General features: G+C 30.8%; 13 protein-coding genes. 7 read left to right on the top strand and 6 right to left on the bottom strand.

The genetic code is table 11. From position 1 onward, the window contains the following. Positions 1–578 precede the first annotated feature (578 nt). Entirely contained in the window at positions 579–1,694 is a 1,116-nt protein-coding gene (ald, locus tag RWQ73_RS06290; protein WP_314407406.1) for an alanine dehydrogenase, read from the top strand. A 394-nt stretch (positions 1,695–2,088) separates the two neighbouring features. Beyond that, positions 2,089–3,459, top strand: a complete 1,371-nt coding sequence (locus RWQ73_RS06285; protein ID WP_314407404.1) for an amino acid permease — start codon at positions 2,089–2,091, stop codon at positions 3,457–3,459. A 219-nt stretch (positions 3,460–3,678) separates the two neighbouring features. On the opposite strand, the gene RWQ73_RS06280 is transcribed toward RWQ73_RS06285, so the two are convergent. The 4 genes from RWQ73_RS06280 to uvrB form a co-directional block, all read right to left on the bottom strand. Further along, positions 3,679–4,224, bottom strand: coding sequence for a thermonuclease family protein (locus RWQ73_RS06280; protein WP_314407402.1), 546 nt, complete (start codon positions 4,222–4,224; stop codon positions 3,679–3,681). A 156-nt stretch (positions 4,225–4,380) separates the two neighbouring features. Further along, positions 4,381–5,742: a UDP-N-acetylmuramoyl-tripeptide--D-alanyl-D-alanine ligase gene (gene murF, locus RWQ73_RS06275; protein ID WP_314407400.1), complete on the bottom strand. Its 1,362-nt coding sequence runs from the start codon at positions 5,740–5,742 to the stop codon at positions 4,381–4,383. 8 nt (positions 5,743–5,750) lie between these two features. Next, complete coding sequence (locus tag RWQ73_RS06270) at positions 5,751–6,818, bottom strand: D-alanine--D-alanine ligase (RefSeq protein ID WP_314407398.1); 1,068 nt, start codon at positions 6,816–6,818, stop codon at positions 5,751–5,753. A 430-nt stretch (positions 6,819–7,248) separates the two neighbouring features. Next, positions 7,249–9,249: an excinuclease ABC subunit UvrB gene (uvrB, locus tag RWQ73_RS06265; RefSeq protein WP_314407396.1), complete on the bottom strand. Its 2,001-nt coding sequence runs from the start codon at positions 9,247–9,249 to the stop codon at positions 7,249–7,251. 277 nt (positions 9,250–9,526) lie between these two features. Between uvrB and RWQ73_RS06260 the strand changes: the two genes are divergently transcribed. The 5 genes from RWQ73_RS06260 to RWQ73_RS06240 all read left to right on the top strand — a co-directional run bounded on the left by RWQ73_RS06260 (position 9,527) and on the right by RWQ73_RS06240 (position 13,881). Next, positions 9,527–9,745, top strand: coding sequence for a hypothetical protein (locus RWQ73_RS06260; RefSeq protein ID WP_314407394.1), 219 nt, complete (start codon positions 9,527–9,529; stop codon positions 9,743–9,745). Between the two features lie 313 nt (positions 9,746–10,058). Next, positions 10,059–10,958 carry an RluA family pseudouridine synthase gene (locus tag RWQ73_RS06255; RefSeq protein ID WP_314407392.1) on the top strand — a complete coding sequence of 300 codons (900 nt, stop codon included), beginning with the start codon at positions 10,059–10,061 and terminating at the stop codon, positions 10,956–10,958. A 354-nt stretch (positions 10,959–11,312) separates the two neighbouring features. Further along, positions 11,313–12,179, top strand: coding sequence for a class II fructose-1,6-bisphosphate aldolase (fba, locus tag RWQ73_RS06250; RefSeq protein ID WP_003145913.1), 867 nt, complete (start codon positions 11,313–11,315; stop codon positions 12,177–12,179). Positions 12,180–12,253: 74 nt separating this feature from the next. Further along, positions 12,254–13,291, top strand: a complete 1,038-nt coding sequence (locus RWQ73_RS06245; RefSeq protein ID WP_314407390.1) for a M42 family metallopeptidase — start codon at positions 12,254–12,256, stop codon at positions 13,289–13,291. 284 nt (positions 13,292–13,575) lie between these two features. After that, a complete protein-coding gene (locus tag RWQ73_RS06240) occupies positions 13,576–13,881 on the top strand; it encodes an LPKTxAVK-anchored surface protein (RefSeq protein WP_314407388.1) in 306 nt (101 codons plus the stop codon). A gap of 150 nt (positions 13,882–14,031) precedes the next feature. Here the strand turns inward: RWQ73_RS06240 and RWQ73_RS06235 are convergent, their stop codons facing one another. After that, a complete protein-coding gene (locus tag RWQ73_RS06235) occupies positions 14,032–15,186 on the bottom strand; it encodes an MFS transporter (protein ID WP_314407386.1) in 1,155 nt (384 codons plus the stop codon). A 9-nt stretch (positions 15,187–15,195) separates the two neighbouring features. Further along, a complete protein-coding gene (locus RWQ73_RS06230) occupies positions 15,196–15,888 on the bottom strand; it encodes a type II CAAX endopeptidase family protein (protein ID WP_314407384.1) in 693 nt (230 codons plus the stop codon). Positions 15,889–16,212 lie beyond the last annotated feature (324 nt).

Below are 16,212 nucleotides of genomic sequence, written 5' to 3'. Positions count from 1 at the left end.
AAGAAGTGAATTACACCCAGAAATCAACGAACAACTTATCGTTGAGTACTACAGCCGTTAATAAGACAAAGCCCTTTAAACTAACGTTTAAGGGGCTTGTTTTTTGTTTTGTGCGTAAAACAAAGTAATACTAGTTATAACACATAATAATAAAGTGTATTATACATAATTAATGCTTTTCATTAAATATTAATCATATATATACAAGTAATCAAAGAAATTAATTTTGTATAATTTTTATAATAACTATGATAAATATGAAAATTAAACGAATAATTTTGTATAAATTATAACTTGATAAGATAAAAATAGTCGTTCGAAATTTTGAAACAGATTTTTATAGAAAATAGTACAGGTGTTTTTCAAATTTCTTTTCTTAAGGATATTTAACACTTATTTTCACAAAAATAATATTAAATATATTCTAGGAAACCTTATTTTTATGGAATTAACGAATGTAAAACAGCATAAAATAAAGGAAAATATTTTCACTAAAACTTTCATTAGAAAAACGCTTTCATTTTGTAAGAATGTATGTTATTATATAAGTACAGAGAAAAACTAAGGAGGTAAGGGAAATGATTATCGGAGTACCAAAAGAAATAAAAAACAATGAAAGTAGAGTGTCTGCTATACCAGGAGTAGTAAATGAGTTAGTGCTAGATGGACACACTGTGTACGTGGAAAAAGGAGCAGGATTAGCATCGGGAATTCCCGATGCAGACTATGAAAAAGCAGGAGCTATTTTATTAGAGAATGCAGAGGATGTGTGGAATAAATCAGACTTGATTTATAAAGTAAAAGAACCTATTTCATCAGAGTACAAATATTTTAGAAAAGGTCTTATAATTTATACTTATTTACATTTAGCAGCAGATGCCGAATTGACAAAAGCGATGGTAGAATCAGGTACTATTGGTATTGCATTTGAAACAGTAAAAGTAGGAAGAACATTACCATTATTAAGACCAATGAGTGAAATAGCGGGAAGAATGGCTATTCAAGAAGGAACTAGATTCTTATCTAAAGTACAAGGTGGTAAAGGTAAATTATTACAAGGTGTACCAGGAGTACAACCAGGACATGTAGTTGTTATAGGAGCAGGTGTAGCTGGAACTGCGGCAGCAACTGCAGCAGCGGGGCTTGGAGCACGCGTTACAATGCTTGATGTTAACTTAGATCGACTAACAGAGTTGTCTCATATTTTTGGTGGAAAAGTAGAAACAGTTTACTCTAATAAATTAAATATTGCTAATGCTATTAAAACGGCTGATTTAGTAGTAAGTACAGTTTTAATTCCTGGAGCTAAAGCACCAAAACTTGTAACAAAAGAAATGATTAAAGATATGCCAGATGGTGGTGTTATTGTGGACGTAGCAATTGACCAAGGTGGAACAACTGAATATACTGAAGGTCGACCTACAAGTCACGATAAACCTATTTTTGTAGAAGAAGGAGTACTTCATTATTCAGTTGCTAACATACCTGGTGCTGTAGCAGAAACTGCAACGTATGCATTGTGTAACGCTACTGCTAAATATGTAAAAGTTATAGCGAAACTAGGAGTTAAAGAAGCAGTAGTAAGATTCCCAGAGTTAGTACCTGGAGTAAACGTAGCTAATGGAAAAGTAACATTTAAAGCTGTTGCGGATGATTTAGGATATGAATACACTCCAGTAGAGCAAGCCTTGTAATAAGTACTAAAAATCAAAATATAAAATAGTTATATTGCAGAGAAAGTGGGAGCGGCTCAATGTACTAGATTTTATAAAAGTTTACACGAAAACTCATAGACGCAGTTGTTTATTGGTATTTAATTACACTTTATAATAGCTTATTAGATATCCAATATACTTTGCGGGGAGTGACTTGACAAAATCGATTTCTGAGTCACTCCCACTTCTTTCTTAGAAGCATATAGCAAATAAAATATAAAGTTCAATATATTATTTTATTAAGTTATTTATTAATCTTTTTTTCTTTACTTACATAAGTAGAAGACATAGTAGTAAATATTATTTAACTATGGTATAATTAGTAAATAATATTAATAGGGGAGAATATTTATTTAAAATTAGGAGGATATTTATGAGCGTTTTTAGAAAAAAATCAATTGACTCAATTTTAGCAGAATCTAAAAACAAAACGTTAACTCCAACGATGAAAACTATGGACTTAGTTTTATTCGGTATTGGAGCAATTATTGGATCGGGTATTTTAGTATTAACAGGGAAAGCTTCAGCAGAAGCCGGACCGGCAGTAGTGTTCTCATTCTTAATCGCAGGGTTAGCGTGTTGTTTAGCAGCACTTTGTTATGCAGAATTAGCATCAACAATACCATCAAGTGGTAGTACTTATACATATTTATATGTTTCAGTTGGTGAAATTGTAGCTTATACTATAGGATGGGTGTTAATAGGAGGATATGTCTTAACAGCCGCAACGGTAGCTAATGGATGGTCGAGTTACTTCTCACGTTTATTAGCAGGATTAGGAGTTGAAATTCCAAAAGAGTTTTATACTTTACCTGCATTAGGAGGCTATGGAAATATTCCAGCTATTATCATTGTACTTTTAATTACTTTTATACTATCTAAAGGAACATCAAGTAGTAAACTTGTTAATAACTTGATGGTAGCGGCAAAAGTTGGTATTGTAATCCTATTCATCGTTGTAGGTGTATTCTATGTAGAACCAACAAACTGGACTAATAACTTTGCACCTTCTGGGTTTAAAGGAGTTATGTTAGCAGCAACTACAGTGTTCTTCGCATATTTAGGATTTGATGCGATTTCGACTTCAGCAGAAGAAACAATCAATCCAGAAAAAGCTTTGCCAAAAGCGATTATTATCACAATGTTAGTTTGTACAGCATTTTATATCTTAGTATGCCTAGTATTAACTGGAGTTGTTGACTATAGTAGATTAGGAACTGGAGATGCATTAGCATTCGTATTAGAAGAAGTAGGACAAAACAAAGTAGCTGGTATAGTTTCTCTTGGAGCTGTTATTGGGCTTATGGCTGGTATCTTATCATTCATGTATGCTGGAATTCGTATTACATATACAATTGCACGTGATGGACTATTACCAAAAGGATTAACAAAAGTTAACTCAAATAAAGTACCTAGTACAGTAACATGGGGATTAGGAATTCTAACAGCTTTACTAGCAGGATTCTTACCTTTAGGAAAACTAGCAGATCTTGCTAACGTTGCATCAATTATTGCATTCGCATTAGTAAGTTACACAACTATTGTTTTCTATAAAAAATTCCCAGATTTAAAACGTGGATTCAAAGTTCCTGGTATGCCAGTATTACCAATTATTTCTATAATCTTATTTGGTGCATTATTATATAGTGTAACATTAACAACATGGATTATCTTTATTGTATGGGTAATTGTAGGTATGATTGTTTACTTTACATTCTCATATAAAAATAGTAAACTAAGATAACAAAATAGAGAGGGAGTGACTCAAAAATCGTGATTTCAGAGAAATAGATTTTGTTGAGCCACTCCCTTTTATTAGATATCTAAAAAATTTTTATAAAGTCATTTTTGAAATCAATAAACCACTTCGTCTATGAGTCTTCATATGAACTTTGTTAAATTTTAGGACTTTTGGGTCAGCCCCTCTTTAAATAATATTAATCAAATATATTAGAAATAAATTTTATGAATTGGACCAAAGGTTACGTTTGTTACTTTTGGCTTTATTTTGTGCTTTTTTATAGCGTTCAAGGTATCTAACATCTGGAGGTTTAACATATTTAATTTCAGCTAGACCTGCAGTTAATAATTCTTCTTGAACACTTTTTCCATCAGCATAGACATAACATAAACCTCGGTGGTATTTATCTTCTTTTTGATATACATCAAATTCGATTTCTATTGTTTTGGCATTATTTAATAGTTTACCGTTTAGTTCGCTCGCTTCAGGACCGAATCTTTGTACTTTGACACCAGGTTTAACCGTTTCAGGAGTATCAATTAGCAAATATCTAATTTTCAGATCTTTATTATTAAATTTCACTATAATTGTATCTCCATCAATTTTTTTTATGAATTTGACCTTGTATCTTGTATTATCTCCCTTTACTAGAATACCGTTTATAGTTGTTTCCTTATAGCTTTCCCCGTGTGAATTATAGATAGTTAGTATTAATGATAAAATACCAACAAATAGTATAAAAAATATTATAAAAACTTTCTTATTCATAAAAACACCTCCCTTATTAATAATTTTAGCACTTTTGATTGAGGTTATAAAGGGATAGGATATAAATAAATTGTAAAATTCAAACTAAAAGAGAATGGGAAAAACAATAAAGGACTTACCTTAATCATAACTCAGGTAAATCCTTTTTATATATTTCTACTTCATTATCTCCTCAATAATCGTTTCTAACTTCATAGATCGACTAGCCTTAAATAAGATAACTTCGTTTTTATGTTTGTTATTTTTTAGATATTCACTAACTTCTGCGGTAGTAGGGAAGTGTAGTGTTTTTATTTTATCGTTTTTAATTTGTTTAGTAATGTTTTCGGCTAATGCTCCGACACTAATTACTAGGTTAATATCTTTTGTATTGTTAGAAATGTATTCACCAACATCTCCATGGAAGTTAATTTCATTTGGGCCAAGTTCAAACATACTTCCTAATACTAGAGTTTTATAATCAAAATCATCAAAGCTATTTACAACATCAACAGCAGCTTTCATAGATGTAGGACTAGCATTATAAGCATCGTTAATAATTAGAGAATCCTCATTGTAAGGGATACTTTGTAGACGCATTCCTGTGATTTCCGCTGTATCTTCAATAGCTTTTCGGATGTCTTCGTTTGTTAATCCGATTTTATTTGCGATTGCTATTGCGAACATAATGTTATATAAATTATGTTTACCTTTTAGCTTAGTAAAGTAATGTTCCTCACTTATATTTAGTTTGAAATCAATCTTATCACGGGTAATAGTATAATTTTCTAAAATAATATCATTATAGCTATTTTCACCACAAGCGGTAGCCTTAATATCAGATGATTCTACTAATATTTTTAGTAGTACCTCGTCCCCATTATAAACGAAATATCCGTCTTTTTTCATACCGTTAGTAATTTCAAACTTAGCTTTAGCAATTCCTTCTCTTGATTTAAAGAATTCAATGTGACTTTCTCCGATATTAGTAATTACTGTATAATCAGATTCAACCATTTTTGATAAGAAGTCTAATTGACCAAATCCATCGGCTCCCATTTCAAGTACTAGTATTTCACTGTCTTCTGGTGCGGCAAGAATAGTTAATGGTACTCCAAGTTCATTATTAAAGTTTCCTTGTGTTTTGTGAACTTTGAATTTAGTAGAAAGAACACTAGTAATAATGTCTTTTGTAGTAGTTTTTCCATTACTACCTGTAATAGCAATAGTTTTAGCTTTTAAGTTATTTAGATAGTGCTTTGCTAAAGTTTGAATAGCTTCATAGCTATCATTAACATATATAATATTATTATCAGATTCAAAATCCTCTTTTAGCGATAAACTTGCTGCTGCACCTTTTTCAAAGGCACTTTTTATATAATTGTGACCATCTACATTTTCACCTAAGAAGGGGATGAATAAATCCCCTTGTTTAACTTTTCTGCTGTCAATAGCGATGCCAGTAATTTCTACGTCTCTAGTAATATTTACCTTTTTTGCATTTAATATTTTTTCTAAATCTGTAACTAAATATTTCATGGTTAATCCTATTCTTCAGTTAATAAGTTTTTACGATCTTCATAACGTTCAATAGCAAGTGCGAATAGTTCTTCGATAATTTCAGAATAACTTACATTCATGTTTGCCCATAGTGAAGGGAACATTGAGAATGGAGTAAATCCTGGCATTGTGTTTACTTCGTTAATGAAAATTTCTCCTTCTTTAGTATAGAAGAAGTCAGCACGTACTAATCCAGAACCACTAATTGCACGGAAAGCAGTTGCTGCCATTTCTCTAAAAGTAGGGTATAGAGTAGTATCTATAGGAGCAGGAATATCCATACGAGATTGTCCATCAGTATATTTAGTCTCGTAATCATAGAATTCCGTAGTTGAAATATTTACGATTTCACCAGGATCTGTAGTTTTAATTTCATTATATCCTAATACTGCAACTTCGATTTCCTTAGCACCTACGGCACCTTGTTCTACTACGATTTTTTTATCAAATTTAAGCGCTTCTTCAATACCGTGAACTAAAGCTTCTTCATTGTTACAACGACTAATACCTACAGAAGATCCTAAGTTCGCAGGTTTAACAAACACAGGGAAATTTAGTTTTTCAGTAATTTCAGAAATAATAGCTTCTTTTTTATTTTTCCATGTATACTCGATAAAGTGAACGTAAGGAAGTTGAGGTAAATCATATGCTGCGAATAATTGTTTCATAACTACCTTGTCCATACCAGCAGCACTAGAAAGAACGTTATTACCAACATAAGCAATGTCCATTATTTCTAATAGCCCTTGAATAGTTCCATCCTCACCATTCGGTCCATGAAGAACAGGGAAGACAATGTTAAACTTACGTCCATCTTCGAATAGTAATCCACTGATATCATTATCGAAATTAGAGAATACTAGGTTGTGTTGATCTGTTACTTCAGAAGTTATTTTTTCTCCACGAGCCCAAGCTCCTTCTAATGAGATAAAGATTGGGAATACATTGTATTTTTCTTTGTCAATTGCGTTAATTATTGATTTTGCTGTTAATAGTGATACAGAGTGTTCAGCACTTTTACCACCGTATATAATTCCAATATTTTGTTTAGTCATGTTTTAATCTCCTAAGAAATAAAAATTGTATTTGTTTTTAATAGTTTTCATAGTGGTATAACACTATGATTTTCTTTTAAATTGAATTTTTTACTAACTAATATAATATCAATCAAAAGTTATACCACTTATTATATCACAAAATTTAAAAAGTAGAGTAGTTTTATAAGTTATCTAAAGAAATTTTTTAAAATTATTAGAATATTTTGCTAATAGTTATAAAAAAGAATGATTCGAAAATAAAATTTCATATTCGAATCATTCAGTATCAATTAGATAATTGTTTAATATTTTATATGATATATGAGAAAAATAAGTTTATTATTTAGTAATACTTTGGTATTAAAAGTAAAATAAAATATTGCCTATTCACTAAATTTGAATTTATAATATTTTGGAATAATATGCTTATTCTAATTTATGTAGTCGCTTAGAGTTTATATTTTTCCTTAAGTTCTGCAATAGTATCACGTAGTTTCGCAGCTTGTTCAAATTCGAATTTTTCAGCAGCAGCAAACATTTGTTGTTCTAGTTCTGCTAAATGTTCTTCAATGTTGTCGTCTGTAATGTTGGCAGTTTCTTCAAATTCCAGAACTTCTTCATCTTTAATGATATCTTTCTTAGGACTAATAGAATCTCGAATATCTTTGATAATTGTTTGAGGAATTATTCCGTGTTCTTCATTATAAGCCATTTGAATCTCACGACGACGATTTGTTTCATCGATTGCTTTTTTCATACTTCTTGTAATATTATCAGCGTACATAATTACTCGTCCATTAGCATTACGAGCAGCACGTCCAATAGTTTGAAGAAGAGCCTTATCCCCACGTAAAAATCCTTCCTTGTCAGCATCTAAAATAGCAACAAGAGATACTTCAGGAATATCTAAACCTTCACGCAGCAGGTTGATACCGATAAGAATATCAAACTTACCTAGGCGTAGATTTCTAATTATTTCTGTACGTTCTAATGTTTTTATATCAGAATGAAGATATTCAACTTTTAGTCCATTTTCTTTTAGATAAGCAGTAAGTGATTCTGCCATTTTCTTCGTAAGAGTAGTGATTAGAACACGTTCGCCCTTAGCAATAATCTTTTCAGCTTCTTTTGTTATATCAAATACTTGATCACTAACTGGACGTATATCTATAATTGGATCTAATAGTCCTGTAGGACGAATAATTTGCTCAGTGATTTTAGAGCTTTTTTCTAATTCATAATCACCAGGAGTTGCTGATACAAAAATAGCTTGATTAAGTTTTTTCTCGAATTCATCGAAGTTTAACGGTCGATTGTCTAAAGCAGTAGGTAATCTAAATCCATAATCTACAAGTACTTGCTTTCGAGCTCTATCTCCATTAAACATACCACGTACCTGAGGAAGGGTAACATGTGATTCATCAACAACTAAAAGCCAATCGTCTGGGAAGTAGTCTAGTAAAGTATATGGTGTGCTACCAGGTTCACGTAATGTAAGATGAAGAGAGTAGTTCTCTATACCAGAACAAAAGCCCATCTCTTCCATCATCTCTAAGTCATAGTTTGTACGCTGTTCAAGACGCTGAGCTTCTAAAAGTTTGTTTTCCATATTTAATACTTTTAATCTATCTTCAAGTTCAGCTCGTATTCTCTTAATAGCCTCTTTAGTTTTTTCGTCTCCAGCCACGAAGTGACTGGCAGGATAAATTGCTATATGTTCAAGTTCACTAAGCACTTCACCAGTCAATGGATTAATCTCACGAATACGATCTATTTCATCACCAAACATTTCTATACGAACAGAATTCTCACTACGAGAAGCGGGGAAGATTTCAATTACATCACCACGCACCCTAAAAGTACCACGAGTAAATTCAATATCATTTCTCATATATTGAATACTTATTAACTTTTCTAATATTTTATTACGAGAAATTTCATCACCAACTCGCAATGATAGCACAAGAGAAGAATATTCCTCGGGAGATCCAAGACCATATATACAGCTAACACTTGAAACAATAATTACATCATCACGATCAAATAGAGAAGATGTCGCACTATGTCGTAGTTTATCAATTTCATCATTTACCGATGAATCTTTCTCGATATATGTGTCGGTAGAAGGAACATAGGCTTCTGGTTGGAAGTAGTCGTAGTATGAAACGAAATACTCAACACGATTATTTGGGAAAAATTCTTTTAGCTCATTGTATAATTGTCCAGCTAGTGTTTTATTATGAGCTAGAACTAAAGTAGGTTTGCCTACATTTCTCACGATATTAGCTATAGTGAAAGTTTTTCCTGTACCAGTAGCCCCAAGTAATGTTTGATATTTTTCTCCATTATTTAATCCATCTGTAAGCTCGGTTATAGCGTTAACCTGATCACCTTTGGGATCATACTTACTTTGAAGATCAAAGTCAACGTGTAATCTATTAATTTCCAAAAAATTCACTCCTTAAATATAAGTTTTACATGTTTTGTATGTCAAATTGTTCAAAGATAAATTTATTCTATACAGTAATATTATAATATAGATAGAATAATAGGAAAAGTGAAAGAAATTAACAATTTATATTTATATTTTTAAAAAGCAAATCTGAATAAATATCTATAAACATTATATATCAATGGAATAGCTAGTATTACTATGATAGAATAATAATATAAAAAGTGCAGATAGTTTGATGGAGTATAAAAATTGGAGTGAGGAGGAAAAAACTATGTATGATGAGAAGACAAGGAAATATGATGCATATGTAGATGCATTGCAATATAAGTTTGTAGAAGGAATAGAACAAGGAATAGAACAAGGAAGAAGTGAAGAGCGAAAGAATTCAATAGCTAGATTTATAAAATACGTAAAATTAGGAGTGATTTCCAAAGAAGATGCCTGCCTAGATTTAGGAATGACAGAAAAAGAGTTAGAGCTATATTTGTAGTGAGAAATCTGTAAAATTGTGGTTATAATTTATTGTATGATCAAAAATTGTATATAAAAATTGAGAGTAATATAGAGTTATAGTTTGAACAAATTAATTCTAAGAGTTACTCTCATTTATTTGTAGACTGTGAGAATCTGTTCTTAAATAAAGAAGCGAAATTTATTCATTATTTTAATTACAATTGAAGTTTTTATCAATAAATCTCAAATGGCAAAATTAATACCATAATTTCAATCATTTCTACTATATTTTATTTTGTTTTTTTGAATGGATATGTTAATATATTATAGTATGAAAAAAGGAGGAAGTAATGGATACTAAAAAAATTATATATACTTCACCAAAAAGTGAGAGAATTGATAAATTTTTACAACAAGAATTAGTAGATGTTTCAAGAACTAATATCCAAAACTTAATTTCTGAAGGTTATATAAAAGTAGATGGGAATAATATAAAAACAAATTTCAAATTAAAAGATGGGAATGTTATTACTATTGATTATAAAGAACCTGAGGAACTAGATGTAGTGAAACAAGATATTCCTATAGATATTGTTTATGAAGATGATGATTTAATTATCGTAAATAAAGCAAAAGGTATGGTTGTTCATCCGTCGGTTGGGCATAAAGATGGAACTTTAGTAAATGCGCTATTATTCCACAGTGAATTATCAAGTATCAATGGTACTATCAGACCAGGTATAGTTCACAGAATTGATAAAGATACATCAGGTTTATTAATAGTTGCGAAAAATGACAAAGCGCATGTTAAGTTATCAGAAATGATTGCTAATAAAGATGTTAAGAGAAAATATTATGCATTAGTTCATGGTAGTATCAAACACGACTATGGAACGATTGATGCTCCAATAGCTCGAAATCCAAAAGAACGAAAAGAAATGGCGATTATCGACGAAGGGAAACCATCTATTACACACTTCAAAGTTGTAGATAGATTCGAAAAATATACACTTATTGAATGTGAATTAGAAACTGGTCGTACTCACCAGATTAGAGTACACATGAAATACATCAATCATCCATTAGTAGGAGATCCAGTTTACGGTCCAAGAAAAACACTAAATACTAATGGACAAGCACTTCATTCAAAAAGTATTGAATTTAATCATCCAATCACAGGTGAGCACCTATACTTTGAAACAGAAATACCGGAATATATGGTAGAAACAATGGCGAAGTTAGATAAATAACTATTTATTAATATAGAAATTACTCCAAAAGTTAAGTATTTGCTTGATTTTGGAGTTTTATTTAATTAGTATGTGTACTAGTATAATAAAATATAAATTATTATAAATTAAAAAAGTAAAAATTTTAAAAAAACTTAATATTTAAAACATGTAATTTTACTATAATAATTGTAAAACTAACTATGTATACGTTAACAAAGAAGCTTGTAATATCAAAGATTTTGGAGATTAATGAGATGAATCAAAATAAATAATTTATTAAATTGAAAATTATTGTAGAAAATAGTTTATTTTTTCTAAAAAGTGTAGTATTATAATATATATATTAGTAGTTATTTAAGGAGGACAAATAACATGGTATTAGTACCAGCAAAAGATATGCTTGTAAAAGCAAGAAAAGAAGGATATGCAGTAGGGCATTTCAACATTAACAACTTAGAATGGACAAAAGCTATTTTAGCAGCTTGTGAAGAAGCTAAAAGTCCAGTAATCCTAGGAGTAAGTGAAGGAGCAGTTAAATACATGACTGGATTCAGAACTGTAGCAGCTATGGTTGAAGCTATGGTAGAAGAAATGAAAATCACAGTTCCTGTTGCATTACACTTAGACCACGGTTCATACGAAGGAACTCAAAAAGCAATCGAAGCTGGATTTAGTTCAGTAATGTTCGACGGATCTCACTATCCATTTGAAGAAAATATCGCTAAATCTAAAGAAATGATCGCTTTAGCTCACTCTAAAGGTCTTTCAATCGAGTGTGAAGTTGGTTCAATCGGTGGAGAAGAAGATGGAGTTATCGGTAGCGGTGAATTAGCTGATCCAAACGAATGTAAAACAATGGCTGACTTAGGAATCGACTTCCTAGCTGCAGGAATTGGTAACATCCACGGTAAATACCCAGAAAATTGGGCTGGATTAAGCTTTGAAACATTAGAAAAAATTTCTAACATTACTGGAGGAATTCCTTTAGTATTACACGGTGGTTCAGGTATTCCAACTGAGCAAATCCAAAAAGCTATCTCTCTAGGAGTATCTAAAGTTAATGTTAACACTGAATGTCAATTAGCATTTGCTGAAGCTACACGTAAATACATTGAAGAAGGTGGAGATCAAAAACCTAAAGGTTTCGACCCTCGTAAATTATTAAACCCTGGATTTGAAGCTATTAAAGCTATGGTTCACGAAAAAATCGACATCTTCGGTTCAAGAAACAAAGCATAATAACTACGCAATAGATTAAGAAAGGCTCGTGCTTTGCATGAGTCTTTTATTTTATAAAGTTTGGAGGAAATCCTATGAAAGAAACGATAAATTATTTAAAAAAATTAACTAGTATAGTGTCGCCAACAGGATTTACAAAAGAAATCATAGATTATTTAATAGAAGAAGTAGAAGGATTAGGATATACTGCAGTACGTACTAATAAAGGTGGAGTGAATGTAATAGTAGAAGGAGCCGATAATACAAAACATCGTGTAGTTACAGCTCATGTAGATACATTAGGAGCTATGGTTCGCGCTGTAAAATCTGATGGTCGTTTAAAAATGGCAAAAATTGGTGGATATCCTTGGAATATGATAGAAGGAGAAAACTGCTTAGTTCATGTAGCAAGTACTGGTAAAACAGTTAGTGGAACAATCTTAGTCCATCAAACTAGTACTCACGTATATAAGGATGCCGGAACTGTTGAACGTTCAGAGGATAATATGGAAGTTAGATTAGATGAGAAAGTGAGAACTGAAAAAGAAACTCGTAGTTTAGGTATAGATGTTGGTGATTTTATAAGCTTTGATCCTCGAACTATAATTACTGATACAGGATTTATAAAAAGTCGTTTCTTAGATGATAAAGTAAGTGCTGCAATTCTTCTAGATTTACTAAGAAAATATAAAGAAGAAAATATTGAACTACCGCATACGACACATTTTATGTTTAGTGTTTTTGAAGAAGTAGGGCATGGAGCAAACTCAGATATTCCGAAGCAAGCCGTAGAATACCTTGCTGTTGATATGGGAGCTATAGGCGATGACCAACAAACGGATGAATATACTGTATCTATATGTGTAAAAGATGCAAGTGGTCCTTATAACTACGAATTCCGAAATTACTTAGTTAAACTTGCTAAAGAAAACAATATAGATTATAAATTGGATATATATCCGTACTACGGGAGTGATGCATCAGCAGCGATGCGAGCAGGAGCAGATGTAAAACACGCACTCTTGGGAGCTGGTATAGAATCAAGCCACTCATATGAGAGAACTCATATAGATTCAGTTCGTGAAACTCACAAATTAGTAGATGTATATTTAAGAAGTGAATTAATTATGTAGATAAGAATAATAATAAGTAGTTTAATATAACATTTAACATAGTTAGATGATAGTACATATTAATTAACAAAGTAGTAACTAAAGGCGTAGTATTTTGTTATGCATTATAGAAAAAAAGTAAAATAGCTAATAAAAAGCTCTTTTGTATTTTATTCATACAAAAAATAATAAAAAACTTAAGAAAAAGCCTTGACTTTTAAAGTGAAAATCAATATAATAACTATATACGATAATCTGTCGTATAAAAATCAAAAAAATTATTATATAAAAGGAGACTTAATACTATGAAGAAAAAAGTATTATTATCAGTATTTGCTGCAGCTCTTTTCGCAGCACCAGTAGCATTAGCAGACGAGGCTAGACTTGTAGGAGAATATACTCCTGATAACTCTAAACCACTTACTCTAGACGGAGCTTACGAAGGACTTAACAAAGATATGGTTAAAACTTCTGAAGAAAAAACTCGTTTAGATAACAAGTTTAACCCAGGTGAAAAGTTAAAATTTGAAAAAGATGGTGCTGAAAAAGCTAACAAACCTGCTGCACCAGCTGGACAAAAAACTTTACCAAAAACTTCAGCTGCTAAATAGTACTGATACAAGTATATAGAAAAGGATGTTTGTAAATTCAAACTCCTTTTTTTATTTTACAATTTTTAGTTACAATATACCTAGTTCAGATTCTAAGAACAATATCCAGAACTGAGTATATATAGCAAAGAAACCAGATAAGGTCGCTTCCTATCTGGTTTCTTTTATTCTTGTTGCTATTAATGTACCGAATGCAGCGATTATTGCTGAAGCGTAAAATACATATGATGTACTAATATCCCAAATTGCACCCATTAAATATAGTCCTACAGCCATACTTAGTTGGAAACAAATTGCAGTATATAAATTTTGCATATCTATAATTTCTTTATTATCATAATCTTTATTAAGTATTAAGATAAATGCGATGTGCGCTACTGCGAATGTTATCGCATGAAATGTTTGCATAATGGTAAAAACGTAGATATTTTGAAATATTGCTAATGCTGCCCAACGTATAACCGCTCCTACACCTGCGAAGATTAGTAGACTTTTTGGTTTTATTCTTTTAACCAATCTTTTTGAGAATATAAAGAAAATTATTTCCGCTATTACTGATACATTAAGAATTACTCCAGATAACCATTTGGCTGATATATTCATACTTTCAAGATATAGTGCGTTGTAATTATTATAAGCAGTATGAGAAAGTTGGTATAAGAAAATAGTAATAATAAGTAAAATTGCATTTTTATCTTTCAATACCCAAGCGTATAAGTTTTCATTTCTATGTGATGAACTATCATCTAAGTTAATATTTTTTACAAGTTTTGGTTGTGGTAGGAACATAAATATAAAGAAGATTCCAATTAATATTATTAGAATATAATATAATGCTCCATCTCCTACATAACTAAGGATACCTCCGATAAAAATACCGATAACGGTATATCCGAGAGATCCATAAGTTCTAGCCTTACCATAGTCAATGTTTTCTTCTCGTAAAAATAAAGAGGCTAGACCTTCGACAAGAGGATTAACCATGAAATAAATCATACCGAATAAAAATGTAATTAGACCAAGTAATAATTTTTCATTTGTAAATTCGTAACTTATTGCAAGAAGAAGACCGATTCCGACTGATAATTTTAAAGCAATATCAAAATTATATTTCTTTATTAAGTACGGAGTTAAGAATAATCCGCTTATAACCCTAGCTATAAATAACATTGAAAATACCGAGCTAGCTTCTAACACACTAAGATTTTTAACAGAAGTTAGGTACACCATCCAGAATGGTAAGAAAGTACCAGTAACTAAATACTGTATAAAATAGTTAGTTGATAACCAAGTTTTTGATGACATATTTACCTCCTAATGAACAAACAGTTGAACTAAAACTACTAAACTATTCATCAGAATATGTGAAACTATAGGTGTAAGAATATTTTTAGTATGAAGATATAAATAACTAAACACGAATGACATCCCGATATATACTACCATTATTGGCGATATTCCGTCATGTGGTAATGCAAAGATGAAACCTGTTATTAGGGCAGGTACTGTAAATCTAACCCAGCTTTTACTACCAATCATTGCATCGTAAAAATATCCAAACACTGCTTTTCTAAAGAATAGTTCTTCCATTATAGGTCCAAGAACAGCCACATATAGTATAAAATAAGGTTTCATTTTAATGATTTCAACAACATTACTAGTATTTTTACTCTTAGTATCAAAATGGAAGAAATTTGAAAAATAAACCAATATTCCATTTATAAAACCTTGAATTAGCATCATCGAAATAAATCCAATAATTCCTATAGCAACCAAAGTTAATAAATTATAGTTACTTTTATGTCTATCAATATCATTAGTACCTTTTCTTCCTACATAGATAAGAATAGCTGTTGCAGTAAATGATAGTATAAGAACGGTTGTAACTCTTGAATCTATACTAATATTACGAGGGAGTTGTAGTGGAATTATAAAAACAGCCAGTATATAGATGATTCCACTAAGTAGTAGGTGGCTAACGTTGCCACGAGTAAATGAAATTCTCATAAACCCTCCTTTATTTATTTAATTAACTTTTATTATAACATCTAAAATATATACATACAACTGTTATTGTTTAATATAACTTATAAATATTAAGTAAATTTAGTATGATAAATCATTGTTCTATTATGATTTCAAGAAGTTTTCAGAAAATTTTTGTTATTTTCTCTTGAAAGTTTATTAATTTAATGTTAGAATAACATATAAGTAAGCGAGCTGATGATGGTGAGAGTTCAGCAACAATATTGGCATTTTTTACAATTTAATATTGTTAAAGTTGAGTTTTTACTAATCAGGGTGGAACCGCGGAAATTATTTCGTCCCTAG

This window comes from uncultured Gemella sp., from assembly GCF_963525875.1.
Taxonomy (GTDB): Bacteria; Bacillota; Bacilli; order Staphylococcales; family Gemellaceae; genus Gemella.
Note: the sequence above shows the minus strand (reverse complement) of the source record. Positions and strands in the feature narration are given on the sequence as shown.